Source organism: Methanosphaerula palustris E1-9c (genome assembly GCF_000021965.1).
GTDB lineage: Archaea > Halobacteriota > Methanomicrobia > Methanomicrobiales > Methanospirillaceae > Methanosphaerula > Methanosphaerula palustris.
Genome location: NC_011832.1, coordinates 185,716 through 212,031, shown reverse-complemented (window position 1 = coordinate 212,031; position 26,316 = coordinate 185,716). Strand labels below are relative to the sequence as shown.

Below are 26,316 nucleotides of genomic sequence, written 5' to 3'. Positions count from 1 at the left end.
ATAAATCAATAAAGGTTTCAGACTTGAGTGAAGACTGCGGGACCATCAGGGTACGGGGAATCGTGCAGGGTGTCGGCTTCCGCCCGTATGTCTACGCCGCGGCGGTCGCGCTTAATATCAGAGGAACCGTCAAAAATATCGGCAGTGAAGTCGAGATTCTGGCAATAGGTGACCATTTTGACCAGTTCGTCGCTGCCATCAGACATGGACCGACACGGGCAGTGATCGACAGTGTCACCGTCACTCCACTGATCGGGCCAGCCCCTTTCAACAATTTTTCGATCCTTACGAGCAGCGAGGGCGCGCGCTCCGGGATGATCCCACCTGACATTGCGATCTGTGACGAATGCCTCGCCGACATCACGAACCCGGAGAGCCGATATTATCGATACTGGGCCACCTCATGCGTGAACTGCGGGCCGCGGTACAGCATCCTCGACCAGCTCCCCTATGACCGGCAGCGGACCACGATGGACACGTTCCCGGTCTGCGAGGACTGCAGAGCCGAGTACTCCAACCCGGCCTCCCGCCGACATCACGCCCAGACGATCGCCTGTCCAACGTGTGGCCCCGGCGTCAGGCTGTACGACAGGAACGGCGATGAGATCGGTGAGGAGGAGCCGATCGACGAGGCCGCCGCCAGGCTTGCAGCAGGAGAGATCGTCGCCCTGAAGGGGATCGGAGGATTCCACATCGCCTGCACCGAGGCAGCTGCACCCCAATTAAAGGAGCGGCTCGGACGAACCAAACAACCGTTTGCCGTGATGGTAACCCCAGCCCGCGCCGATCGGATCGCGCAGATCAACGAGGGTGAGCAGCAGGCACTGACCGGGATCGAACACCCGATCGTGGTGCTGGTGAAACGCGACAGAAATGCCCTGAAGGGGATCTCCAATCTCCATACGATCGGATGTATGCTCCCGTACACCGGCCTCCATCACCTCCTCTTCTCCGCCCTCGCAGACCATGCAACCGACCTGCTGGTGATGACCAGCGCAAACATGCCCGGATATCCGATGATCACCGATCTCTCAGAGGCGGTCACCCATCTCTCCGGGGTCGCTGACTGCTTCCTCTCCCATGACCGGAGGATCGTGAACCGGTGCGACGACTCGGTGATCAGGGACGGGTACCTGATCAGACTCTCGCGGGGGTATGCACCGCTGCGAACTAGGATCCCGCTCGGCGATCGATGTATCCTTGGGGTCGGGGCCGAGCTGAACGTGAACGCGACGATCTACCGGGATGGGTTCGCAATCACCTCCCCCCATATCGGGAACGTCAGAAACCCAAAGACCCTGCAGTACCTGGAGCAGACCATCGAGACCCTGGGCGGGCTGCTCGGGGCAGAGTACGATCTGATCGTCCATGACCTCCACCCCCGGTTCCTCTCGACCAGGTTCGCCGAACGGCTCGGAGACGAACTCGGAGCCGAGGTGATCGCCGTCCAGCACCACCGGGCCCATATCGCGGCCACCACCCAGGAGCCCTGCGTCGGAATCGCCATCGACGGGGTCGGGTACGGGGACGACCGGACGATCTGGGGCGGCGAGATCTTTGCCGGCGAGACCCTGCATCTGGATAGGGTCGGTCACCTGGAGTCGGTGTCGATGCCGGGCGGGGACCTGGCCACCCGGTTCCCGGAACGGATGCTCTACGGGCTGCTGCCGGACGACACAGTCCTTGACCTGCTCGACGAACGGGGTTGGTCAGAGGTCGAGCGCAGAGCCCTGCAGCAGCAGGTGGCAAAGCAGATCAACACCCCGCTCACCTCCTCCACCGGCCGGGTGCTGGATGCGATGGCTGCGCTCCTCGGGATCTGCAGGGAACGGACCTATGATGGCGAGCCGGCGATGGTCCTCGAATCGGTGGCAGCCGAGGGGACTCCGCATTCCTGGGATCTCGAGTATCGGACGGAAGACGGGGCTGAAGTCCTCTCCACGAGGGCACTGGTCAGGAAGGCTTTCAATGAGTACCGAAGCCTCGACCGGCCAGGGACGAGGAGCGGGCAGCAGCAGCGGGCTGACCTGGCGGCCTCGATCCAGTTCAACCTGGCCAGGGGAATCGCCGGGATGGCAGTCAGGGCTGCAGACGAACAGGGACTTTCGGTGGTGGCCCTCAGCGGCGGGGTCGCAATCAATGCGATGATCCGCGAGACGATCCATACCATCGTCTGCAAGCATGGGCTGACCTTCCGAATGAATGATCGCTACCCGCCCGGAGACGGCTGCGTCTCGTTCGGGCAGGTTGTGTACGGCGGAAAGAAGATGGACTGATCAGAAGGTATGCTCCACCAGGGAGGGGAGCGCCGGCCAGTTCGGCCGCCCTTCACCAGTGGCGTTGATCAGGGCTGTAGCAAATGCCGCGGCAGCATCGGGGTGCGGGGCGGTCGATGGGACGACTGTGTCTGACCGCCGCAGGGGGACCCCTGCCGGGAGGGCGATCGTGGTCTGGACGGTGGTGAAACGGTCGTATTCATCGGTGTTCAGAACATAGATCACAGCAGCCTGTTGGCCGTCCACTGCCACGTTAATCTGCCGGCTGGACAAGGGGGGGCTTGAGATCCGGGCCTACAGGGTATAGGTGCTGGCATGACCAACACTGACCGTGTAGGCAAGCCATGCTCCGTCCCGGATCCAACCGACGTTATTGCTCTTCTCCCAAGTGTTGTACTCGATACCGACACCGTCGTTCCGATAGACACCCCCCGAGGTTGACGGTCCATAAGGAGTGATAACCGACCCCTTCGCCGCCAAGGTCATAGTCCTCGGCCTCGATCTTGCCAGGGAGGTTGTGGGGACCGTTGTACGGGGTCTGTACTGAGGCAGGGGTCAGGTTCGCGATTATATCCACGTTATTATCCTTCCTGGGAGAGTCAGTGATGGCCCCAGAGACGGTGGTATATCCACCCTTCTGAACAGTATAAGTTCTGTAGGGTGTTCCAGGTGTAAACCTGTATCTTCAGGATCCCCTGGTGTGATCGTCCCCTTCGTCGTCTGGTCGAAGTGGCTGTCGCACCGTCCACATTACAGTGGATCGTATACCATCCCTAATTCCCGCCGATGACGATTGGGGAGGTGACGGTCGGGGTCACCGAGGGGATCCCGATCAGATCGATCGTCGCCACCTTGGCGACACTGCTCCTCGGCACGATCCCTGCACCGACAAGCCGGAGCGGCCACTGCTGGTCAGTAAGTGGCTGCCCGTTCAGGGTGTTTGCAATGATGTAATCACTGCTGTTCGCGATCTGTCCACTCTGAAGGGTGGTGTTGTACCCATCCCCTGAAGAGACCTTGACGGTGTATCCAAGGGATGCCAGGGTTTCATTGAAGGTGTCTGCCTGGGTGTCGTCGACCAGACCGGCCAGGTACCGGAGGGGGAGCCCCTGCCAGGTTCCGCTGAGATCCTGGTAGGTGACCGCATACCCTGCCGCCACGGCGTTCTCGAAGGTTTGCCTGTCGATCATCTGGGTGGTGGTTCCATTCAGTTTGAGCGAGTAGGTACCGCCGGTGCTGATATGAACCCTGATACTGACGATCGCGGTCGCGCTATCCGGACTACCACCACTCGTTCCGAAGAAGAAGGTGAGCAGATCCCCGTTCTTGAGGGGGTAGGTGCTGATCCCCTCTGCTGCAGAGAAGTTATTCTTTGTCACGCCGTTCACCTGGTAGGCCCAGGCCGTGCCGGCGGTCTTGTCGTGTGGGAACTGCCCGATCCTGTCGATAAGCATCGTCCCGAGGGTGGACCACTTCTTGTCAGAGGCATTGTAAGTGAACCCACCGGGCTGTGAAGCCGCTTCGAGGGCCCCATGCGGGGTCAGCACATTCACGGTATGCATCTGACCCGAGTTGTAGGCCTGGGCAGAGAAGTTCCCGCTGACCAGCGTCACATCGCCATCATAGATGACGGTCTGCTGTGGGATATGAACGGTGATCCGGATCACGGCTGTCGCACTCTCCACAGAACCGCCGGTGGCGCCATAATAGAAGACGAGTTTATCCCCGTCATGGAGGCGGTACACACCGATACCCTGCGGTGAGGAGAAGTCGTTCATAGCAGCCCCATTGAGGGTGTACGCCCAACCATGGGTGGAGTCCTTGTTGGAGGTCCCAACCCCGTCGAGGAGCATCGTCCCCATCGTCGCCCACTTCTTGTCGGTTACGTTGTAGGTGAACCCAGCTACCCGGGTTGCCGCATTGAGCGCACCCTGTGGGGTCAGCGCATCGACGCTGTACGTGGTGCCCGAGTTGTAGGCTGTGGCGTTGAAGGTGCCGGTCCTGAGAGAGACCGTCCCGTCAAAGAGGGTGGTCGCCCCATCCGAGCCGGCCGGCTGTGGAGTGACATTCGCGGTGGGTGTCGGTTCTGACGCAGGCAGCCCAGTAAGTTTGATCATGGTGACATTCCCGATGCTCTCTTCCCCAGTTGTATTGGTCCCGACCAGCTTCAGCGGCCAGGTGTTCTTTCCGTTGATCTGCATCGGAAGGGGTGTGCTGTTCATCGTGTTCGCAAGGATATAACCCTTGCTCCGCTTGATCTCCTGACTCGTGGAGTCCTGGGTGTAGCCATTACCGGCGATCACCGAGACGGTATAACCGGCGTCGGCCAGCGTGTCGTTGTAGACCCCGATCAGATCGTCATGGGTCGTTGCATCGTCGACCAGCCCTACGAGCCGCCAGAGCGGCATTACCGGTCCAGATCCTCCCCTGGGCGTCGGTATACGAGGCACTGTGACTTCCGCAGGCGACACCTGCAGCATAGTACTCGTCAGATACCTGTTCGTCCTCAGCCCCGGAGAGGGGGAGAGACCAGGTGCACCTCGGTGGTCGCAACCGCGGATGCCGAGATAACCAGCGGAAGCGGGAGTCCGAGCACCAGTGCCACCATCTCGATATATCGATACGAATTCTCCCCTCTGCTGCTGATCATCCGCCCATCTCCCAACTCAACTTCATTCTGTCAGGAGTTTTAAAAAAATGCTGGTCTGCGTCCAGGCGAATCAAGTACAGTGGATCCGGTTGACTTTTTCACAGGATAGGAACTGGAATGAAGATGAGAAAGATTAAAAAAAGATATATCCATTCAGTCCTTCCGCGCTGCCAGGAAGAGCAGCCCAGCGGCGGTGAGGCCCAGCAGGGTGATCATCCCAAAGCCGGCCCCGGACTTCTGGGTGGTTGGGACGGTGGTAGCGATCGTCTGGACTTCAATCGGCGGGGCGGTGGTCTCGATGGTGATGGTGGGCTCCTCGATCGTTTGATTGGTGGGGACCGGGGTGACAACTGTGGTGGTCGGCACCGTAGTCACCACAGTGGTGGGGATCGTTTTGATGGTGGGCTCGCCACCGACACCGGTATAGACGTCACCACTGCTTGAGGAGCTGGAGTCTCCAAACGAGACCGGACCGGATGGGGCGATGTACTGGGTTGTGGTGGTCACCGGATTCCCGGTCACGGTGCTGACCACCTGGGTGGGCGTTGCTATGGCGCCGGTCGAGAATACCCCGCTCACTGCGCTCGCACTCGAGGTGATGTCCGTGAAGGTCGAGAGGTCGGAGGACCAGTACCGGACATGGTCGATCGTGATGGTCAGGGGCGTGGTCCCGTCCTTGAGAGCCTTCAGGTTGATCGTCGCGATCGGATAGATGCCGGTCGGGTAACCGTTCCTGAAGTCTCCGAGAGCGACCCGCAGATGGCCGTCCCCTCCCTCTATGGCGGTGGTGTTGGAGGAGACCTTGACCTCAGAGGAGAGATACTGGGCGACCGAGGCGTCCCAGTAGAGGTCGACATAAGTGTCCCCAAAATGAGGGTTCCAGGCGTTGTCGACGTACAGGGTCACAATGCCGGTCTGGCCGACCGCTACGTTTCCTACGCTCGATACCGCAAAGATACCGGTGTTGGCCGGAACCGTCGCTGGGCCTGCACTGATGATCTGACCCTGGACCGGGGTCGTGGCCGTCGTCGAGGATGAAGTGGTCGTGGTGGGTGAAGTTGTCGACGTAGTCACGGTGGCTGTGGTCTGGGGTGTGGTCGTCGCGGAGGCGGTGCCGGTGGCCGTCACTGCTCCGTTCGATGCGACCGCCTTGCTGGTGATGTCTGTGCCTGATAGGTCGGTGACCTTATTGATATTGACCACGACCGGAGAGGTGCCCGGGCCGACAACCTTGAATTTGATATGGGCCGCCGGCACATCGCCGGCTGCGATGCCGTTGGTACTGTCGGCGATGTTGAGAGTTAACTGGTGGGAGCCGACCGGCTCAGCCGAGGTGGTATGCCCTGCAGAGAAGTCGGTGCCCACATACTGGATCACCTCATTGTTCCAATCCAAGTTCAGCGCGATGTCGCTGCTGAGCGGGTTCAGATTGTTGTCCACGTACAGCGTTGCATCCACCGTGTCGCCCACGGCAGCGTTCGAGATCGCAGGGATGTGAAACTTCACAATCCCTGATGCACCTGCAGATGAGACGCAGATGAGGGTGAAGAGCACAAGTGCTATGATCGCCTTCAGAAATTTCATCTTAGATCTTCTGTCGGTTAGAATATAATGATTCTGATCGGCTGAAAAAGGATAGATAAAGTATAGATCCAAACTTAAAGCGATATTTAACAGAATTTTACTATTTCATCCAGGGAGGCTTCGGACGTACAGATCCCAGGAAGAAAAAACCAGTTATGTTTTTGTATCTGCGATCCCAAAAACCCTTAGCAGATGCAGAGAAGAAGAGCAGATCCCCTGATCATCTCATTCACCCTCGCCGATGGACTGGTGATTGGGCTGATCCTGCTCGCCCTCTTCGCCCTGATGGCCACCGGCCCGGGGTCCAGGACCGGAAGGTCGGGCTGGTGTACCAGGACGACGCCCTCTTTCCGCATATGACGGTCCTGGAGAACGTCGGGTTCGGCCCCAGGATGCAGCACCAGAGCGATGACTCCAACGAGTCGCTCAGGCTGCTCGGGATCGAGCACCTCGCCGACCGACTCCCCGGATGCTCCTCCTCGACGAGCCCTTCTCGACCCTCGACCAGAAGACCCGGGAGGAGTGTGCAGCGATGATCCAGACGATCGTCCGCGAGCAGGGCTGAGGATTATCCATGTCACCCACTACCCTGCAGAGGTTGCCGGGGTCGCGATCCACCTCGCCGAGATCCGGGAGGGGCGGTTGGTCCGTGCCGGACCACTGCTCCTTCAATATCTTCAACCCCTGATAGAGTGTATATCAATTATTGGACCGGTGTATGGATGCCAAGAGATACTTTCCTCATTTTTGGTGCGCCAGAGATTGAGAGCGATGAGATCACTGAAGTCGTCGACTGTCTGGAGACCGGATGGCTCAGCACAGGACCGAAGGTGACTCGCTTTGAACGGGACTTTGCCACCTACAAAGGGACAGGCCAGGCAGCCGCAGTCAACTCCTGCACCGCGGCCCTCCATCTGAGTCTGCTCGCTGCAGGGATCGGACCCGGCGACGAGGTGATCACGACCGCGATGACCTTCTGTGCAACCGTAAACGCGATCATCCATGCTGGCGGGACACCTGTGCTGGTGGATGTCGACCCAGAGACGATGAACATCGACCCTGTTGCGGTCGAGGCTGCGGTCACCGATAAGACCCGGGCGATCCTGCCGGTTCACTTTGCCGGTAGGGTCTGCGATATGGATCCCCTGATGACGATTGCGAAAGAGCACGATCTGAAGGTGATCGAGGACTGCGCCCACGCGATCGAAGGGGAGTACCGGGGGAGGAAGGCCGGGACCTTCGGCGACTATGGCTGCTTCAGTTTCTATGTGACCAAGAACGTCGCAACCGGGGAAGGGGGGATGGTGCTGGCACGAGAGCCTGCGGCCCTCGACCGGATCAGGGTCATGGCGATCCATGGTATGAGCGGGAACGCCTGGAAGCGGTATTCTGACAAGGGGTTCAAGCACTACCAGGTGGTGACCGATGGATACAAGTATAATATGATGGACATCCAGGCCGCGCTCGGTATTCATCAGCTCGCGCGGGTCGAGAAAAACTGGCTGAGGCGACAGCAGATCTGCCGATCACACTGCCGGTTCCAGTCCCAGTCGATCAACGCCATGCCTACCATCTGTACACCATACTGATCGATGAGGAGCAGGCCGGCATCAGCAGGGACCAGTTCCTCAATGAGATGACCGCTGCAAAGATCGGTGTCGGTGTTCACTACATGTCGATCCCGGAACATCCATTCTATCAGCAACAGTATGGCTGGCATCCAGAGATGTTCCCGGTTGCGATGGAGATCGGCCGGCAGACGGTCTCGCTGCCACTCTCTGCAAGGCTGACCGATCAGGATGTGACCGATGTGATCGACGCAGTGCACCGAATCCTCAACCGTTGACTGGTCGATTGCCAGAACAGCAGGGTATTAACATTCAATGTCATTCCGACAGGTCGCGGTATCTGGAGCAAAATGGACCTCTGTCTCAGCGGCAGTTGCAAGCCTGCTGCAGCTGGTGCAATTGGTCGTGCTGGCCAGGGTGCTCACCCCTGCCGACTTCGGACTGATGGGAATGGTGCTGGTGGTGGTTGGGTTTGCGAACTCGTATGCCGACATGGGGGTCTCGCAGGCCCTGATCTTCCGGCAGGACACCACCCAGGAGGAGCAGTCGAGCCTGTACTGGCTGAACGTGATGGCCGGGATCGGACTCTATCTCCTGATGGTGCTGCTGACCCCGCTGATCACCGGGTTCTTTGCGCAGCCCTCCCTCGAACAACTGATCCTCCTGACCTCTCTGGTCTTTCTGATCACGCCGTTCGGACAGCAGTTTCAGATCCTGCTTCAGAAGGAACTGATCTTTGACCGGCTCGCCCAGGTGGAGATCATCGCGACGGTGGCTGGAACGATGGTGGCGATCGGGGGAGCCCTGCTCGGTTTCGGGGTACTCTCGCTGGTGGCCGGGGAACTGGCCAATGCAACCGTCCGGGCCGCGGTACTGATCGCGATCGGCTGGCGCCGGTGGAGGCCAGCCCTCACCTTCAGCCCTGCACATCTGCGGGGGTACCTCTCGTTCGGGATGTATCAGATGGGAGAGCGGTCCCTGAACTACTTCAATAAGAATATCGACAAGATCCTGATCGGACGGCTGCTCGGGCCGGAACTGCTCGGCTTCTATACACTCGCCTTCAACCTGATCATCTACCCGATCTCGATCATCAACCCGATCATCACCCGGGTCTCGTATCCAATCTTTGCCAAACTGCAGAACGAGATCGGGATGCTCAGGCAGGGATATATGGAGGTGATGCAGATCCTCGCACTGATCAACTTCCCGCTCTTCTTCGGCTTCGCCGTCACCGCCCCGGTGGTGATCCCGACCTTCTTCGGACCCCAATGGATGCCGAGCGTGCTGATCGCACAGATCCTGGCAGGCGTCGGGTTGATCCGCTCGACTGGCAATCCCGTGGGATCGCTTCTGTACGCCAAAGGACATGCACGGCTCGGGTTTGTCTGGAACCTGATCGAGATGGTGACACAGGTGCCGGGGGTCGTGCTCGGGGCGTACTTCGGGGGGATGGTTGGGGTCGCCGTCGCCTGCCTCCTCCTCCAGATCCTGTACTTTGCGCTCAGTTACTGGCTGCTGATCAGACGGGTCGTCGGCCCCTGCTGCAGAGAGTACCTGCAGAGCATGGGGGCGGCCTGTATGATGAGCACGGTGATGGCGATCGGGGTCTGGATCGTCGGATCGATCCTCCCGGATGAAGCGCTGCTCCTCTCTGCCGGGCTTGAGATCCTGGCCGGGGTACTGATCTATGGGGTGCTCATCCTCCTCTTCCAGCGGAAGGTCGTCGATGAAATCTGGCGTGGTATCAGAGGACAGCAGATATAAAAAAACACTGAAACGAACAGAAGAAAAAAACGGACTTTCTCATGTCATCTCGACGTGCTTCTTCAGATAAGCAACTCTGCGCCCTGCAGATCTTTCATCAGTACCTCGACCCATCGGAGAACTGGGTGTACCGGCTCCTTTCGCACTGCACCAGAACAAGGATGGTGATCGGTGCAGAGACCTACCTGCACAACGACCTCTATGATCCCAGGTTCACCTACATCCTCTCCCCAATTCACCCGCTCAGCGTCCATCCGGGATCGCCGATGGTGCAGTGGTTGAACCGGTACATTAAGAAACTGCGAGGGGTGACCTACCCCTGGTTTCTGGAACAGCAGGCCAGGCACCAGGGGTGCAAACTGATCCACTCGCACTTCGCCAATGTCGGGTGGTACTCGCTGCCGATCGCAAAAAGGCTCCACCTCCCACATGTGGTCTCCTTCTACGGACTCGACTATGAGTGGCTGCCGTTCACGCAACCGGAGTGGAGGCCACGGTACCAGGATCTGATCGATCAGGCAGACCTGTTCATCTGCGAGGGAGAGCATGGGATCGGTCTGCTCAGGGCGATGGGGTGTCCGGAAGAGAAGGCCACCGTGGTCCACCTTGGAGTCGAGGTGGAGACGATCCCCTGGCAGATCCGAAAGAAGCAGGCGGGAGAGCTTCACCTGCTGCAGATCGCACGACTGATCGAGAAGAAGGGGCATATCGACACGGTCAGGGCCTTTCTCAAGGCTCTCCAACACTGCCCCAATATGACACTGACGATAGCAGCCCCCGGCTCGGAGAAACGCCGGCAACGGTTGGATGCCGTGGTCCGGAGGGCCGGGGCCGAGGATGCCGTGACGTTTCTGGACTGGGTGGACTTCGCCACCCTGCACCAGTTCATGCTCAGGTACCAGGTCTTCATCCATCCAAGCCGCCATGCCAGTGATCGTGACTGTGAGGGGGGAGCCCCGGTGGTGCTGATCGATGCAGAGGCCACCGGGATGCCAGTGATCGCGACCGACCACTGCGATATTCCGGAGGTCGTCGTGAACGACAGGACCGGCCTGCTGACCCCGGAGCGGGACGTGGATCAACTAGCCGCCTCGATCGAGCGGTTCTACTGGATGGACCAGGACGAGTACCGGACGTTCTGCGAGCAGGCGCGGAGGCATGTGGAAGAGGAGTACAGTGCAGCCAGGTCTGCCGAGCGGCTCGAGATGGTGTACGCCAGCCTCATTGAACAGTATATACGGCGATAGATTACGCGGAGATGGATTGACATGAAGGTGAAGATCTGCGGGCTGACACGCCCAGAGGACGCCCGGTGTGCTGCAGAGGCCGGGGCAGACGCGGTCGGAGTCGTGATGTGCAGCCCCAGCTCGAAGCGATCGATCGACAGAGAACAGGCAAAGGCGGTCTTCTCGGCTGCCGGGCCGGGGGTGGTCCACGTAGTCGTGACGCACACCGACTCGCCCGAAGACCTGGCAGCGATCCTCGCCATCGGCCCTGACGCGGTGCAGATCTCAGCCGACCTCACGGTCCCCCCCAACGCCGGCGTAAAGGTGATCCGGGTGATCGGGCCGGGGATGCCGCTACAGAATGACTGCGACGCCCTGATCGTCGACACCTCGATGGGGAGGGGGATGCCCTTCGACCCGGCGGTCGCAGCCAACGCCGTCGCCCACGCGACCGTTCCGGTGATCCTCGCCGGCGGGCTGCATCCAGGGAATGTTCGGGAGGCGATCGATAGCATAAACCCATATATGGTTGATGTGGCCAGCGGAGTCGAGATTGCGCCCGGAATCAAGGACCCGGAACTGATCCGTGCATTCGTGCGGGAAGCGAAGAAGGGCCAGTAGCGATAGTACTCTGAATGTATTGAAGATCGATTCGATATCGCCGGTGCCGGCGAGGTTAAGAATCTGAATTGCAAAGGCCGTTGAGACCTATGGAAAACTGGACGTATTCGTCGCCAACTCCGGCATGAACGCAGGAGGGGAGATCCACGAACTGGATCTGGCCGACCGGAACCAAGTCATCGACGTGAATTTAAAGGAAATCTTCCTCTGTGACAAGTATGCAGTGACGCAGAGGCTGAAGCAGGGGCACGGCGGAGCGATCGTCAATACCGGTTCCATTCTCAGTTTCGTCGCGCTGCCGGGGATTCCGGCATATTGCGGGAGCAAGGGTGGGATCACCTGCTGACCAGGTCGCTCAGTGTGAGTTAGGCTGCACAGGGGATCCCTGCGAACTTTGTCTGCCCAGGGTACATCGACACGCCCCTACTCAAAAACATCCCGGACGAGGTCAAGAAGCACCTGGCGAGTCTGCATCCGATAGGTCGTCTCGGCCGACCGAAAGAGGTGGCTAAGGCGATTACATTCATGGCCAGCGACGATGCCCCCTTCATCACAGGCACCCAGTCTGCTGGTCGACGGCGGCTACACTGCAGTCTAGGCGACCTTCGGATCAGGACGGTGGGCCAGGCTGCGGCCGATGATCACAGCCGGCCACGCCTTATTTTCACAGCCCGGTCGCAGGAGGGCTGCAACGGAAGAACTGACAACCTCACACCTCGAACAACCGCCACAACACGGACGGGATGACCCAGTGACGAGGGGATCATCCAGATCGGATCACCTCCACGGAGGTAAGGTGTACACATGGATAAAAGGGAGGACACTGACTCCAGAGTAACCATAATAAAAAAATGATACATAATTACACTGGTGAGAACAGGGGAGATCAGTGTGAAGACGAATAGAAACGAGATCTCAATCCGACCACTCTTCCTAAATTTTCTTTTGTGACTGTTCAGGTCACCTCACATATTCGCTGTCCTTCTTCGTCATTAATATTCCGTGCGGTGTTACAGAACTCACGTAACTTCTCGTGTACCAGAGAATAGGTATGAATACATCAGAGCATCATCGATAAATGGCATACTCTGCGAAGCACAGATGAACTACCAGGGGGTTATTTTCCTATCCAGGCAATGACTGAGAAAGGAGACGAGTGATAAAATAGAAGGTATTCTTGGAGGGAGAATGCACCACAGTACCTTTTTAACACAAAAGTATGTGTTCCCGGAGACACAATGCTGAGTGTCATGGCGGCGGAAATCCGGGTTCTCTACGTGGATGATGAACCGGGTCTTCTTGAGATCGGCAAACTGTTCCTTGAGAGGGAGAGAGGATTTGTTGTTGATACGCTTACGTCCGCCAGGGTGGCACTGGAGCAGTTGAACTCGGAGCGGTATGACGTCATCATCTCCGATTACCAGATGCCAGAGATGAATGGCATTCAGTTCCTTGTTGAGGTGCGGAGACGCTTTGAACAGATCCCATTCATTCTGTTTACCGGTAAGGGCAGGGAAGAAGTGGTCATCCAGGCGATAAACTGTGGAGGAGACTTCTATATCCAGAAAGGTGGCGAACCGGGCGCACAGTATGCCGAACTCGCTAACAAGATCAAGCAGGCAACATCCCGGAAGAAGTCAGTTGATTCGTTTCGGGAGAACGAGGATGATTATCGGTATTTGATAGAACACTCAAATGAATCAATCGTCGTGGTACAGGACGATATGCTACGGCAGGTCAATCATCGAATAGTTGAACGAACTGGGTATTCAGAACAGGAACTTCTCTCCATCCCATTTTTCGCGCTCATTCACCCAGATGACCGTGCTATGACGGTGGAACGATTCCATAAGCGAATGATGGGTGAAGAGACTCCCTCCAAGTATTCATTCCGACTGACCGGAAAGGATGGGAGCACTATCTGGAATGAGATCAGCGCTGTTACTATCACCTGGGAAGGGCGTCCCGCCACGATGAATTTCCTGATTGATATCACCGGGCGCAAGCAGACTGAGGAGGCACTGCGCAATAGTGAAGTCCGTCTGCATACGCTGGTGGATACCATCCCGGACCTGATCTGGCTGAAAGATACGAAAGGGGCATATCTCTCTTGCAACCCCATGTTCGAGCGTTTTTTCGGTGCAAACGAATCTGAGATCGTGGGAAAAACTGATTACGACTTTTTAGATCGGAAACTGGCTGATTCCTTCCATGAACAGGATCTGAAGGCCATGGTGTCGGGCAGACCCATCCGCAATGAAGATTGGATCACATTCGCAGACGAAGGTCATTGTGCCCTGATGGATACCATTAAAACACCAATGTACAATGATCAGGGAGCGCTCATTGGTGTACTGAGTATCGGACGGGACATCTCCGAACGCAAACGGGCGGAAGATGCGATCGAACTCGCCAATAAAAAATTGAACCTGATGAATAATATCACCAGACATGACATTCTCAACACCATTACCGGGTTACTTGGTTGTGTAGATATGGCAAATGTCACCGATTCTGAAGATGAACGCAGGCAGTTGTTCCAGGATATTAAAAATCTTACAAAAAGTATCCAGCGGCAGATTGCGTTTACCAAGGAGTACCAGGAGGTGGGCGTCAACCTGCCGGCATGGCAGAATGTCGAAGACCTGCTGCAACGAATACTGATAAACTTCAAACAATCGGGGAAACAATTTATCATAGACCTGGAAAGTGTTGAAATATATGCAGACCCATTGCTGGAGAAGGTGTTCCATAATCTCGTGGACAACGCAATCAGGTATGGTAAAAACCTCACCACGATAAAATTCTTCCTTGTTAAATCCAATAACGGGCTGTCACTCATCTGCGAAGATGACGGCCCGGGTATTCCTGACGATATCAAGTGTTATATTTTCGAGCATGGCGTTGGAAATAATTCCGGCATGGGACTTTTTCTCAGCCGGGAGATCCTCGGCATAACGAATATAGGGTTCTGGGAGGATGGCATTTATGGGAAAGGAGCCAGATTCGAAATGTTCATCCCACACGGAACATACAGGTTTATCGCATGAGACTCATAAATTTTCCTTCATTTTTCATTCTTCCGCTCTTGCTTTCTTTAGGCTAAACCGGTTGTAAGACAAAGAAGTATGACCGGATGATCGATTCCCTTGACCATCAGGTCCTGATAATAGTCCACCGATCAGAGGAGAAGACCCGCCGGCATCCCGGAATTATATAAGACGCCCCCACGGACAGGGTAGGTGTAGCAACCTCCCAGGGGAGGTCTCAAAGAAGGAAACCCGAATCACGAAGAAAAGGCAGGTCCTGCCGATCTTCTGGTGATCGAGCATTCATCGAGAACAGAACGGTACAAAGAAGTGTAAAGAAGGCGTTCACCTATGACAAAAAAACGGATATTTTCCGCGTCCATCCTGCTGATGCTCCTCATTGCAGCACTGGTCGGGTCAGCCGCGGCAACAGACACGACATCCCCGGTTAAGACCACCGGGGTTGCCGACACCACGATAGCTCCGAGTAACAGTTCCATGGCTCCCTCAGGGACGCCGCCAGGAGCCCCGCCAGACAACATCTCCGGCACCCCTCCAGGAAACCCACCCGGCAGCACCGGAGACGGCATGATGGGTCAACCTGGCGGAAGCACCGGCACAGCCGACTATACCCTCAGTGGAGCCTTCACCGTCGATAACCAGACGATCGCAGAATCGAACGGAACCTACACCGCCAGCACGACCAACCAGTCTGCGATCTATGTCACCAACAACGGAAACCTGACCCTGACCAACGCCACGATCCTGACCTCCGGCAACACGTCATCGTCCGATGCCAGCAGTTTCTATGGCCTCAACGGGGCTGTCCTGGCTAACAACGGCAGCACAGTTACGATCACCGGCGGGAACATCACCACGACCGGGTCGGGTGCGAACGGCGCCATCCCGACAGGAAACGGAACCACGATCAACCTCTTCGGGATCAATATCACGGCATCCGGTGACGGCGGCCACGGTGTGATGGCCACCCTCGGTGCGGCCCTGAACCTCGTCGACGTGAACATCTCGACCACGGGATCGCACGGAGCACCCCTCGCCACCGACCGGGGGAGTGGAACGGTGAACGTGACCAGGGGAACGATCAACTCCTCAGGGACCGACTCTCCAGGTATCTACTCCACCGGTGTTATCAATGTGACTGACGCGACGATCATCTCGAACGGCACGGAAGCCGGCGTCATCGAAGGGTTCAACTCCATCAATCTGAAGAACACCACTCTCTCGGGCGGCGTTGAGAAGACCGGCGGCATCATGGTCTACCAGAGTGCCTCGGGCGATGCGGCGACCGGAACCGGGAATGTTACGATCAACGGCGGTACCTACACCGCAACCGCAGGACCGGCCTTCTATGTCACCAACACCGACGCGAACATCAACCTGACCGGGGTGAACGTCACCGCTGCATCAGGCACGCTCGTCAAGGCGGCAGGCGGATCCCAGTGGGGAACGAACGGAACGAACGGCGGGATCGTCAACTTCACCGCAGACGGTGAGACCCTGAACGGCTCCCTGGTCGCAGACAACATCAGCTCGATCGCAGCCACCCTGACGAATGGATCGACCCTGAACGGCGCCATCACCAATGCATCCCTGACCCTCAATTCGACCAGCACCTGGTCGGTGACCGGCAACTCGACCCTGACCGCCCTGACTGATTCCAGCGGGATCTCGGGCAACGTCATAACCAACATCATCGGAAACGGGTTCACCGTCACTTATGACAAGAACCTCACCCAGAACAGCACCCTCGACGGAAAGACCTACACCCTGACCAATGGAGGAAACCTGACACCAGCGTGAGCACACCACACCACTGCCACTCTTCCAGAAATTTCATTTTTCTATCATCGGGAGGATGTAAACATCTTCCCACCTCCTGATCACAGTCCATAACCGTCCATTCTGGTGAAGACCCGATACAAGCCCGATGGGATGAAGTTCGTGATGACGTTCCCCCACGGTGGACTCGATCCAGTCTTCACATTCCCGTCATTCATACTCACGCCGGGTCGATGGTGACACCACAGACGGGCAACGGCCCGGTGACAGGAACGAGCCTCTGCTGGGAGCTCGGGTCGCGGATCACATCACCGGCGATACCCCCAAGAAGGGACCGAACAACATGGTGATCTCCACGATGACCGGCTGAGTGGGTCAGGTCTCCCTCTCTCTGTTCTGTTCGTCGATCAACTTCCCGCAATGCGGGCAGATAACGGGATGCTGAGTTTTCCTCTGTATCTCTTCCATAAATCCAGAGGCGAAGATACCGGCCGGAAGACCGAAGAGCGCGATTCCGAGGACCGCGATGCACCCTGAGAGGAGTTTGCCGAGTGGAGTTATCGGGGTGACATCACCATATCCGATCGTGGTGAGGGTCGCCATCGCCCACCACATGGTTCCGATGATACTCGGGAATTTGTCGGGCTGAACATCGTGCTCGACCGAGTACATCAGGCTCGAGGAGATGATGAGCAGGACCAGGGCGACAGCGACAGTGACGAGAAGTTCAGCCTGTTTGTTTCGAAAGACCCGGATAAAGATATCAAAGGCCTGTGAATACCGCCCTGTCTTGAAAAGACGGAGGACACGGAGCAGGCGGAAGAGACGTAGCGTCCGAAGGTCCACCGGTAAGAAAAACGGCACGTAGAAGGGAAGGACGGCGAGCACATCGATGAGAGCGAACGGTGTGACCATGAACCGAAGCCGTCCCCGGACGGGCTCGCGATAGCGCAGATCGACGGTGATGCTCCACAACCGGAGAAGATATTCGATGGTGAAGATACCAACCGAGAACACCTCAAAGACGTTAAAAAAGGTCGCGTACTCCGTGCCGATCCCGGGTTCGGTCTGGAGGATCACCGCAATGACATTGGTGATAATGAGAATAATCAGACCGATAGTGACAATCTTCTCGACGAGGCCGCACTCGGGATCGTAATCAAGGATGTCGTAGACAGACTCCTTCAAGGTAGGCATTATTGCTGTAACAATTGCAAAAACGACCCGATAATTATTACGGGTTTTTTAGGTAAACATGAATCCTGACTGCACCATCACAGACGAGGATACTGACTAAATTTCAATTTCTATCGACGGACTCATACTTGCTGCACCAAGTCGGAGTGAAAACCTTGACGATAATTCAGTGTCAGCACCTTCAGCCGGCACGGTTACGATCACAACCCCGGACCTGACCGGTGAAAAGGCGACGATCACGAACAGCGGTTCGCTCAAGGCGGATATCGCCAGCTGTTCGCAGGGTTTTCATCTCTTCTCTCTGATCGACAGAGTCCCCCTGGGGTGCATCGTTCTATCCTATGAGGCCGCTGAAATACCCCCTCTCATGATGGATAGCCCCATCGGATTCTGGAAAACCATTTCCCCCACAAATCCAAACGAAACAATATGTTTGAACGTATTTCGCGCAGTATTGAACTCGTAAAAATGAGCTGGCGTATCCTGATGGAGGACAAGAAACTCCTCGTATTTCCGATATTGTCAGGGATCGTCATGCTGATTGTGATCGCCACGTTTATTCTGCCGCTGATCTTCTCGAAAGGCGCATTCTCGCTGGAGACCAATTCGATCACCGGGATCATCCTCCTGTTCCTCTTCTACCTCGTCAGTTACTTTGTGGTGATCTTCTTCAATGTCGGCCTGATCAGTTGCGTCTACGCAAAACTGCAGGGGAATGCGATGACCGTCGGGGGAGGACTTGCTGCAGCCGGCAAGCACCTCGGCTCCATCCTCGCCTGGGCGATCATCGCCGCCACGGTGGGTCTGATCCTTCGCCTGATCGAAGACCGTGAAGGTACCATCGGGCAGATCGTCGGAGGACTGGTCGGCGGGGTCTGGAGCCTCATCACCATGTTCGTCGTCCCGGTGCTGGTCTTTGAGGACAGAGGCGTATTCGATGCAATGAAGGGATCGCTCGGGTTGTTCAAGAAGACCTGGGGCGAGAGCGCAGTCGGCAGCCTCTCCATCGGGCTCGTCTTCGTTGCCATCGGTATTATCGGGTTCTTACTGATGCTCGCCACTCTGCTGCTGAACGATATCCTCGTCTTCTTTGCAGCAGTCGCCATCTATGTCGTGCTCATAGCAATCCTCGCCATCCTTGCCTCGGCGATGCAGGGAATCTTTGTGGTGGCATTGTATATCTATGCAAAGACCGGTCAGGTGCCACCCGTCTTCAACCGTGACCTGGTGGAAGGGGCATTCACTCCCAGATCTCAGAAGTTCGGGGGAACTATCTGAACTCTTTTTTTCAATTTTATCCTTCCGAATGCAGGAGAATCAGTTTTTTTCGTCCTCCATACCTATCGCCGGTTGAACGTTGACCTATGAAAGAGCGAAGCATTCGTACATGTTCTCAGGGACCATGGTACCAGAAATTGGCGATAGAACTGATTGGACCGGGAAGATGAATGGAAAAAGAGCGACCGAGTTGATGCGGTGCGAACAGACGTAACAATGAATGAGAAGAGATGAACCTGACGTGGATATGAAAGAATGAGAGGGGATTACCCGAACAGGGCACCGAGCCCTGCCATTCCGCTCTCTTCCTCTTCCTTCTTGTCCTCTTCCGGCTCCTCTTCTGCGGCTGCAGGTGCTGCGCCGGCTGCTGCCGGTGCGGCTGCAACAGCGACTGGAGCTGCGGCTGCCTTGGAGATGGCATCCTCGATGTCGACACCCTCGAGCGAGGCGACCAGCGCCTTGATCCGGGACTCGTCGGCAGCGATGCCGGCGGCAGTCAGGACTGCCTTTACGTTCTCTTCACTTACGTCCTTGCCTGCCTTGTGAAGCAGGAGTGCAGCATAGATATATTCCATTTCAGTTCACCCTTTAATCTCAATATTTCAATTTTCACCGATGGCGCCCTTCACGGCTGCCATCTCTCTGTACGCTTTTCCGATGATCGCATCGATCAGATCCTGCTCATAGACCGGTGCTTCGATACCAAGGCTCCGTGCCTCTCTGGCCGCCTTGGTGACGATTGCACCGATCGTATCAGCAGTCGGGAACGCCGCGTTCACTGACAGGTTGAATGCCTCAGTGGCTGCCTGTGCGATCTGACCCATGAAGACCGACTCATCGATGTTCAGCGTCGACGGCTCGAAGATAGACCCCTGATAGAAGGCGGCCTGTAACATCAGGCCAACATCCACCGGCTTGATGTCGAGCTTGGCGAGCACCGTCGCGAGCTTGGCATTGATGACCCCGCCCGCCTTGACGACGGTCTTGGTCTCCTTGATCTTGACCTTGCCTGCCTCGATCGCTGCCGGGATCCCTGCCTGCTGCAGTTCTCCGACGATGGGGCCTGGCTTGAACGAGGTCGGTCCCTTGGGGACCACGATGTCCTCAGGTGCAATCTGTCCGGCCTTGGCAGCCATCTTGGTCTGCGTCTTGGCCAGCAGTTTGTAGAGCTTGAAGGGGTTCTCGTTGGTAAAGATCATCGCACTGTTGCCAGAGATATAATCCTTGATTGCCTCGAGATCCCCACCGATCTCAGCCAGTGCATGGAGCACCAGCGTGTTCCGGGTCATCTTGATCGTCGCAATTCCACGCAGATTCCTTCGGATCTGCTGGAGCTGCGTCGCCGGGATGCCGTGCATGTCGACCAGACCCACAAGGGTGAACTGCCCGATATGCTTCTTGACATCCTCGACCTCTTCCCGCTTCCATTCTGGAAGGTGGTGCGTGTACAGTGACACTTCAGACCACCCTCACGGCTGGACCCATTGAGGTCTTGACATAGACAGATCTGACATTCAACGAACCCTGCTCGAGCACGGATTCGATCCTCTTCAGGACCGCATCGATGTTCTCGGCGATCTGCTCGTTGTTCATCTCTGTTGAGCCGACCTTCGCATGGAAGACCTTCTTGTCCTTTGTCCGAATCTTCACAGAGTTTCTGAGCCGCTCGACGATCGGGCGGATATCAGTCCCCTGTGGGATCGGCATAGGCATCCTTCCGCGGGGACCGAGCCTTGGGCCCAGCCACCGCCCCACAAGCGGCATCACCGCGGTCTCTGCAAGGAAGAACCGGTACTGATTCGCGATCTTTCGCGCCTCTCTGGGTTCCCCGCCGAGACGTTCAATCTCTTCAGGACCCATGATCAGGTCAGCACCTGCTTCCTTGGCCTGGGTGGTGATCTCACCCTTACCCAGCACCGCGATCTCGATTTTTCTGCCTGTACCCTGTGGAAGAAGGATTGTCTCATCGATACGATTTTTCGGCTGCGCCATATCGATATTCTTGAGATTGATGGTGATATCTACACCCTCAGAGAACTTCCGTTCTGGCGCCTTCTCAATTGCCGCGGTAACCGCTTCAATTATTTTTGCCCTTTCAACCATCTGATACCTCCATAGTTCGCGACCCCATGCCGGGATCTCCTATGGGTTGTTATACACATCTATGCCTCAAGGACGCTGTCGTACTGCCCCGCGCTGATCGCGGCAAGAATCTCTTTTGGTTTCTTGCCGTCGACGGTGACGCCAACACTCACACAGGTGCCGATGACCTCTTTTACAGCGGTCTTCAGCTCATATGAGAGCATGTCATCCAGCTTCATGCGGGCGATGCGCACAGCGGCCTCAATAGGCAGGTCTCCAACGATTATGGAGTTGGGCTCCGCAGATCCCTTCTCGATACCAACTTCTTTCATGACAAGCGCGGTGGTCGGGGGAATCCCGACTGAGATGGTGACATTCTTTTTGTCGTCCACCTCGATCTTCACCGGCACCTGCATGCCATTGAACTCAGCCGTCTTCTTGTTGATGTCGTCGACGACTGCCTTCACGTTGATTCCGAGAGGTCCCAATGCAGGACCAATTGGGGGTCCTGCGGTTGCCCTTCCGCCTGGTACCAATACCTCGACCGTTTCTGCCATAGTATCACCATGCTGTCCCTGAAAGGGTACAAAGCTTGGGTTTACTAGGGTTGATGGTATGGGGACTTAAAGCTATCAATGAAAAGAGGATAGGAGTGGAACGGTCATTACCGATCTTCACCCCGATCGATCACGCGGACATTATCTCCGCGGACCGTGATCGGGATTGGAACCATACTCTCGTACAGCTCGACCGTGATCTCTTCTTTACCTGAATCAACCCGTTTAACGATGGCCTTCTCACCCTTGAACGGCCCTGCAATCAGCTCGATGATCGTCCCTTCAACGATACCGCTGACCACCGGTTTGGGCACGAGAAAGTGAGCGACCTCGGCAAGAGCAGTCTCACCGCGCAGAATGGCACGGGCATGGGGAACCCGCTCGATCAACTGCTCCATCCGGTTCAGTTTCTCAGGGGTCTCGACCAGCACATACCCCTGCAGTTCCTTCGGGGCCATGACCGAATAGACCTTGATATCGGTCTGATCCACCGCCTTCTTGATATTATCGGCGACAGTCCGCTCCTGCTTGGAGGTGGTCTTGATCGCAAAGTAATGGAGCGTCGTCTCCTCTTCAGCACCTTCAGACTCGGTCACTGTGGCAACACCAGCATCAATTCGTAGATGATAAACCCGATCAGTCCAATAATCACGACACCCGCTGCCGCGACGATGGCGATCTTAATGAACTCCTCACGCGAGGGGGTTCTGGCGAGTTTGAGCACACGCCAGTACTTTCTGAAGAGCTCCTCGTTGATATTGAGGGCCTTGATATTGACATCCTTGATATTCAGATCCATAGAGACTCACTTTAAGAAATCGATATCGAACTGCCTGTTCATCGCAGGTGACTTCTTCTCACTTCTACCGTAGATCTGGGCCGACTGAACACCGGTCACAACCAGCATCGTACGCATCTTGTGTTCCATGTCAGGGTCGACCTGGGCCCCCCAGATGATCCGCGCAGACGGGTCGATCCGGTTGTAGACCTCCTGCACGACCCCTTCTGCCTCCTCCATCGTCATATCCGGGCCACCGACCACATTGACCAGGGCCGCCGTCGCACCGGATATCTCAACATCCAGCAGGGGGGAGCGGAGCGCCTTCTTCACTGAATCGATCGCCTTGTCCTCGGAATCACTCTCGCCCATCCCGATCATGGCCACGCCTCCGCGCTCCATGACGGTCCGAACATCGGCAAAGTCCAGATTCACGAGCCCGGGCATCGTGATCAGTTCAGTGATACCCTTGACCGCCCGCATCAGCACCTCGTCTGATACCTTGAAGGCGGCATAGAGGGGAAGACGGGGAACTACCTCAAGCAGCCTGTCGTTCGGAACCACGATCACCGTATCGGCAACATCGCGGAGCCGCTCAAGCCCGGCCTCTGCATTCTCCATCCTGATCGCACCCTCTGCAACGAACGGAAGGGTGACGACAGCGATCGTCAGTGCACCCTCCTCATGGGCGGCCTTGGCAACCACCGGTGCAGAGCCGGTCCCGGTGCCTCCACCGAGCCCGGCCGTGATAAAGACCATATCGCAGCCCACGACAGCACGCCTGATGTCCTCCTCGGTCTCAAGCGCCGCTTCCTCACCGATCTGCGGGAGGGAGCCGGCCCCGAGCCCACGGGTTCGCTGCCTGCCGATCAGAATCCGGGAATCCGCCTGGATCCTGCTCAGGTGCTGGGCATCGGTGTTAATTGCGATCAGCCGTGCACCATGGATACCCTCCTCCATCATACGGGTGATCGTGTTCGATCCCCCGCCACCACAGCCGATCACTGCGACCTCGGTCTTGAGGTCGCGCAGAACCTCCTCAAGATCTTCATTATTCTGAGAGTATTCCGTCGTAATGTCGTTATCTCTCACTCTAGAAAGCGCCTCTTCAACAATTGATCTCATGTATACCTCTCCAACCCCCGCAGATGTATCGCTGTGACCGTACACGACCGGACCATTTCAGGCTTGATCACCTGATCACCGACCCTGACCGCCTGCCCGCCCTTCAGCATCCCAAACAGGGCCCCGGGTGGCACGCCCAAACTGGCTGCCAATCCGGGATCAAATCGTTCTTTTTTGATGATCAGCCGGTCACCGTCGATGACAGCATGCTGCTCTTCACGTATGGTTTTTACACACAGGGTTATTAAATCATGTATGATCTGAGATCTATACCGTTCATAGGTGATAATAATTGGTAAGAGAAGACCCCCTCTCCCAGTCAGACCGACCACCGGCATCCTGCCGATCGCGGTCATGACCCTCCCCTGATCTGCACTGATAGCCTGGGCGAGGAGATCGGCCGGGACGGTCGCGGTGACCGGCGTCCCCCCACCAGGCAGGGTGCCGATGACCAGATGTGCACCAGGCGCTGCATCCCCAGCTATCTGTCGGAGGGAACGGTACTCCTGCCAGGAGAGGGATCCAATCTGATGGAGTTCCTTCTCACCGAGCACCGGGAGATCGGTCTCCTCGAGGAGGGCATACAGATGATCGAGGGCGGGACGATCGATCGCCTTCCGGTCGATATAGACCGCCTCCGCTTCTGCGGCCGTAGCGATCTTTGCGAGCAGCGATCCGGTCAGTCCGCCGATCTCTCGTGAGTGGAGGATATGCCCGAAGGCCCCGCGGGTCTCCAGGGCCACCGCCGTCTCCCGGGGGGCATAGTGCGTCCCCCCAAACCCGATCAGGCTGATCGGATCGACCGGTGCGGCAGTCAGCACGGCCTCTGCCACCGCTGCCCCTGCCACCGGGTCTGACCATTCATGATCAGTGGAGCCAATCTCCACAAAGAACGAGGGTGTCGATAGGGTGGTCGGACCGTGATGTGTCACCTCGTACGAAGCCTGATAGCCATCCGGGACCAGCCGGACCAGGTTTTGAAGGACCGCCTGCATCCATCCAGGAGCGGCCGGGGCGAACGATCCCGCTTCACCCCCGAGCAGCGCCTCGCCCGGATTCCCGGTCGGATGGACTGTCAGCACGGGGACCGGCCGCCTGGAGGTGTGGCGCGAGAGAAAGATCAGCAGGTCACTGTTGAGGCCCGTATCGATCCGTTCCTGATGGATCAACCTCCCATCGATCTCCAGAAACTCCCAGTCTATCCCCTCCCGCTGGTACTCAGGATCGGCCAGCAGCACCTGAATCTGTTCTCGTATCGTCACTCCAGCCGGGTCCAGCCGCGAGTTGACCAGTGTTATCTTCATAATTCCTGTACTGTTGTGCGGTATCCCCCATCAGGTACACTGATGGTGAAGACGGCCCCTTCCCCAAAGGTCCCAGTCTCGGCGATGGTGATCCCAGTCAACTGCAGGATCTCGCGCGCAAGAAAGAGGCCGAAACCGGTGTGATGGCCAACCCCTTCCAGAAAGATCAGTTCCTTCTGATCCTCCGGAACCCCCTGGCCGTCGTCAGCGCAGAGGATCTGGCAGCCGGCATCAGTGACGGCGGCAGAGAACCGGATCCTGGTGATCGACCCTCCGTATCTAAGCGCATTGTCGATCAGGTTCGAGAAGATCTTCTCGAGCATCGGATCTGCGTAGACCTGCAGGTCGGCGTCCTCGATGGTGATCGCAACATCCCCCGATGTCCATCCTGTTCTGGCTCGGGCGAGGACGGTGCCGAGGTGCTGCCACTCAGGGGCGTTCACCCCGATCTCCTGATAATCCCTGGCGAACGCGATCTGCCTGCCGATCGCCTCTGCGGCGGTTCTCCCTTTTTTAAGGTGACTGATCTGCCCCGGATCGCCGACCGACTCCTCGACGAGGGTCAGGTAGCCAAGCAGGGAGGTCACCTGATTCTGGATGTCATGCCTGGTCACACGGGAGAGCAGGTTCAGTTTCCGGTTGGCCGTCTCAAGCGCCTCCTGTGACTGCTTCAGTTCAGAGATGTCGATCACCAGCCCCCGGTTGCCGACGATTCGACCATGCTGCACGATGGGCGTCGCATAGATCATCACCGGGAAGGTGGACCCGTCCTTCCGCCTGGCCAGCCAGTCATGTCGAGGGGTCCGGATCCCGTTAAGACTCCCACTCAGCACCGCGATAACCTCCTCCCGCTGTTCAGGAACCAACCAATCTACCACGCAGATTCCCTGGTTCACATCCTCGACAGTGAGACCGAACATCACCAGCGCCGCCCGATTGATAAAGGTCAAGATGAACCGGGTGTCCATCTCATAGACCCCCTGAGGGAGCCCTGCGGCAAACTCCTTGAAATCTGCAAGGTCGAGCTGCTGCCGGAACCCGGGGTCACAGAGCGGGGCGTTCAGAGCGACCATTGCCTCATTCAATCCGACCCGGGTGACCTTGGTCGATGAGAGCCAGAGCAGACCGGGGGTACCGTCACCCCGAATGACCGATACCTCGCGTGTACTGCCGTCGGTGCCGGCCAGCAACCGCTTGAGCTGGGTAGTATCGACGGTGAAGAGAAGACCTGCCCGCATGCCGGCGAGATGATCGCTGGTGTACCCGAGCAGGACAGCTGCAGCCCGGTTGGCCCGGGCGATCCTCCAGTTCAGGAGATCGACGATCAGCATCGCCGCTGGCGCCTGATCAAAGAGATAAAGCTCGGAGACTGAACCATCATCAATTGGCCCCCGGGACCGGGGACTGCGGCGACGATGGGTGTGAATAAACATACTGTACGTCCTGCCGGAAAAACGGCCAATACTATTTATTA

General features: G+C 57.2%; 27 protein-coding genes and 2 pseudogenes. 14 read left to right on the top strand and 15 right to left on the bottom strand.

Annotated elements, in window-relative coordinates; genetic code table 11:
* Positions 1–23 precede the first annotated feature (23 nt).
* Positions 24–2,276, top strand: coding sequence for a carbamoyltransferase HypF (gene hypF / locus MPAL_RS00925; protein ID WP_012616889.1), 2,253 nt, complete (start codon positions 24–26; stop codon positions 2,274–2,276).
* On the opposite strand, the gene MPAL_RS00920 is transcribed toward hypF, so the two are convergent.
* The 5 genes from MPAL_RS00920 to MPAL_RS00905 all read right to left on the bottom strand — a co-directional run bounded on the left by MPAL_RS00920 (position 2,277) and on the right by MPAL_RS00905 (position 6,510).
* Positions 2,277–2,528, bottom strand: coding sequence for a hypothetical protein (locus MPAL_RS00920; protein ID WP_148208088.1), 252 nt, complete (start codon positions 2,526–2,528; stop codon positions 2,277–2,279). It abuts the gene before it with no gap.
* Between the two features lie 42 nt (positions 2,529–2,570).
* Positions 2,571–2,762: a carbohydrate-binding protein gene (locus tag MPAL_RS00915; RefSeq protein ID WP_048144985.1), complete on the bottom strand. Its 192-nt coding sequence runs from the start codon at positions 2,760–2,762 to the stop codon at positions 2,571–2,573.
* Positions 2,763–3,049: 287 nt separating this feature from the next.
* Positions 3,050–4,684, bottom strand: a complete 1,635-nt coding sequence (locus MPAL_RS00910; RefSeq protein ID WP_012616888.1) for a DUF4430 domain-containing protein — start codon at positions 4,682–4,684, stop codon at positions 3,050–3,052.
* A 98-nt stretch (positions 4,685–4,782) separates the two neighbouring features.
* A complete protein-coding gene (locus tag MPAL_RS16070; RefSeq protein ID WP_012616887.1) occupies positions 4,783–4,926 on the bottom strand; it encodes a hypothetical protein in 144 nt (47 codons plus the stop codon).
* Between the two features lie 153 nt (positions 4,927–5,079).
* Entirely contained in the window at positions 5,080–6,510 is a 1,431-nt protein-coding gene (locus MPAL_RS00905; RefSeq protein WP_012616886.1) for a hypothetical protein, read from the bottom strand.
* A gap of 192 nt (positions 6,511–6,702) precedes the next feature.
* Between MPAL_RS00905 and MPAL_RS16065 the strand changes: the two genes are divergently transcribed.
* From MPAL_RS16065 to MPAL_RS00860, 12 genes and pseudogenes are all read left to right on the top strand, one after another.
* The gene (locus MPAL_RS16065; RefSeq protein WP_158303597.1) at positions 6,703–6,870 is read left to right on the top strand and encodes a hypothetical protein; all 168 of its coding nucleotides are present in this window, start codon (positions 6,703–6,705) and stop codon (positions 6,868–6,870) included.
* Between the two features lie 109 nt (positions 6,871–6,979).
* Entirely contained in the window at positions 6,980–7,075 is a 96-nt protein-coding gene (locus MPAL_RS17400) for a hypothetical protein (protein ID WP_083766975.1), read from the top strand.
* A gap of 157 nt (positions 7,076–7,232) precedes the next feature.
* Positions 7,233–8,356: pseudogene (locus tag MPAL_RS00895) on the top strand (DegT/DnrJ/EryC1/StrS family aminotransferase).
* A gap of 37 nt (positions 8,357–8,393) precedes the next feature.
* Positions 8,394–9,845 carry an MOP flippase family protein gene (locus MPAL_RS00890; protein WP_012616885.1) on the top strand — a complete coding sequence of 484 codons (1,452 nt, stop codon included), beginning with the start codon at positions 8,394–8,396 and terminating at the stop codon, positions 9,843–9,845.
* A gap of 41 nt (positions 9,846–9,886) precedes the next feature.
* Positions 9,887–11,092, top strand: coding sequence for a glycosyltransferase family 4 protein (locus tag MPAL_RS00885; protein ID WP_012616884.1), 1,206 nt, complete (start codon positions 9,887–9,889; stop codon positions 11,090–11,092).
* Positions 11,093–11,113: 21 nt separating this feature from the next.
* Entirely contained in the window at positions 11,114–11,692 is a 579-nt protein-coding gene (locus MPAL_RS00880) for a phosphoribosylanthranilate isomerase (RefSeq protein WP_012616883.1), read from the top strand.
* Positions 11,693–11,816: 124 nt separating this feature from the next.
* Positions 11,817–12,038, top strand: coding sequence for an SDR family NAD(P)-dependent oxidoreductase (locus tag MPAL_RS17145; RefSeq protein ID WP_052292162.1), 222 nt, complete (start codon positions 11,817–11,819; stop codon positions 12,036–12,038).
* A 35-nt stretch (positions 12,039–12,073) separates the two neighbouring features.
* Positions 12,074–12,196 (top strand): annotated as a pseudogene (locus tag MPAL_RS17290) (short-chain dehydrogenase); the annotation flags it as partial.
* Positions 12,197–12,439 carry a hypothetical protein gene (locus MPAL_RS16745; protein WP_236610497.1) on the top strand — a complete coding sequence of 81 codons (243 nt, stop codon included), beginning with the start codon at positions 12,197–12,199 and terminating at the stop codon, positions 12,437–12,439.
* A gap of 491 nt (positions 12,440–12,930) precedes the next feature.
* Positions 12,931–14,742 (top strand): hybrid sensor histidine kinase/response regulator, encoded by a 1,812-nt coding sequence (locus tag MPAL_RS14050; protein WP_012616882.1) that lies wholly within the window; start codon positions 12,931–12,933, stop codon positions 14,740–14,742.
* Positions 14,743–15,072: 330 nt separating this feature from the next.
* Positions 15,073–16,542, top strand: a complete 1,470-nt coding sequence (locus tag MPAL_RS00865; protein WP_012616881.1) for a beta strand repeat-containing protein — start codon at positions 15,073–15,075, stop codon at positions 16,540–16,542.
* 160 nt (positions 16,543–16,702) lie between these two features.
* Complete coding sequence (locus MPAL_RS00860) at positions 16,703–16,891, top strand: hypothetical protein (RefSeq protein ID WP_048144982.1); 189 nt, start codon at positions 16,703–16,705, stop codon at positions 16,889–16,891.
* Between the two features lie 5 nt (positions 16,892–16,896).
* Here MPAL_RS00860 and MPAL_RS00855 read toward each other — a convergent pair whose 3' ends face one another.
* Complete coding sequence (locus MPAL_RS00855; protein WP_012616879.1) at positions 16,897–17,718, bottom strand: potassium channel family protein; 822 nt, start codon at positions 17,716–17,718, stop codon at positions 16,897–16,899.
* Between the two features lie 429 nt (positions 17,719–18,147).
* On the opposite strand from MPAL_RS00855, the gene MPAL_RS00850 reads away from it, so the two are divergent.
* The gene (locus MPAL_RS00850) at positions 18,148–18,996 is read left to right on the top strand and encodes a DUF6159 family protein (protein ID WP_012616878.1); all 849 of its coding nucleotides are present in this window, start codon (positions 18,148–18,150) and stop codon (positions 18,994–18,996) included.
* Positions 18,997–19,262: 266 nt separating this feature from the next.
* Here MPAL_RS00850 and rpl12p read toward each other — a convergent pair whose 3' ends face one another.
* From rpl12p to MPAL_RS14045, 9 genes are all read right to left on the bottom strand, one after another.
* Positions 19,263–19,571, bottom strand: coding sequence for a 50S ribosomal protein P1 (gene rpl12p, locus MPAL_RS00845; protein WP_012616877.1), 309 nt, complete (start codon positions 19,569–19,571; stop codon positions 19,263–19,265).
* Between the two features lie 27 nt (positions 19,572–19,598).
* Entirely contained in the window at positions 19,599–20,453 is an 855-nt protein-coding gene (locus tag MPAL_RS00840) for a 50S ribosomal protein L10 (RefSeq protein ID WP_012616876.1), read from the bottom strand.
* Position 20,454: 1 nt separating this feature from the next.
* Positions 20,455–21,099, bottom strand: coding sequence for a 50S ribosomal protein L1 (locus tag MPAL_RS00835; protein ID WP_012616875.1), 645 nt, complete (start codon positions 21,097–21,099; stop codon positions 20,455–20,457).
* Between the two features lie 59 nt (positions 21,100–21,158).
* Entirely contained in the window at positions 21,159–21,635 is a 477-nt protein-coding gene (locus MPAL_RS00830; RefSeq protein WP_012616874.1) for a 50S ribosomal protein L11, read from the bottom strand.
* Between the two features lie 107 nt (positions 21,636–21,742).
* The gene (locus MPAL_RS00825) at positions 21,743–22,231 is read right to left on the bottom strand and encodes a transcription elongation factor Spt5 (protein WP_012616873.1); all 489 of its coding nucleotides are present in this window, start codon (positions 22,229–22,231) and stop codon (positions 21,743–21,745) included.
* Positions 22,228–22,434 (bottom strand): protein translocase SEC61 complex subunit gamma, encoded by a 207-nt coding sequence (locus tag MPAL_RS00820; protein WP_012616872.1) that lies wholly within the window; start codon positions 22,432–22,434, stop codon positions 22,228–22,230. The genes MPAL_RS00825 and MPAL_RS00820 overlap by 4 nt, the downstream gene beginning before the upstream one ends.
* 6 nt (positions 22,435–22,440) lie before the next feature.
* On the bottom strand, positions 22,441–23,538 hold the full coding sequence (gene ftsZ, locus MPAL_RS00815; protein ID WP_012616871.1) for a cell division protein FtsZ: 1,098 nt from the start codon (positions 23,536–23,538) through the stop codon (positions 22,441–22,443).
* Positions 23,535–24,842 carry a D-aminoacyl-tRNA deacylase gene (locus MPAL_RS00810; protein ID WP_012616870.1) on the bottom strand — a complete coding sequence of 436 codons (1,308 nt, stop codon included), beginning with the start codon at positions 24,840–24,842 and terminating at the stop codon, positions 23,535–23,537. Before MPAL_RS00810 ends, ftsZ begins: the two co-directional genes overlap by 4 nt.
* Positions 24,839–26,275 (bottom strand): sensor histidine kinase, encoded by a 1,437-nt coding sequence (locus MPAL_RS14045; protein ID WP_012616869.1) that lies wholly within the window; start codon positions 26,273–26,275, stop codon positions 24,839–24,841. Before MPAL_RS14045 ends, MPAL_RS00810 begins: the two co-directional genes overlap by 4 nt.
* Between the last annotated feature and the right edge of the window lie 41 nt (positions 26,276–26,316).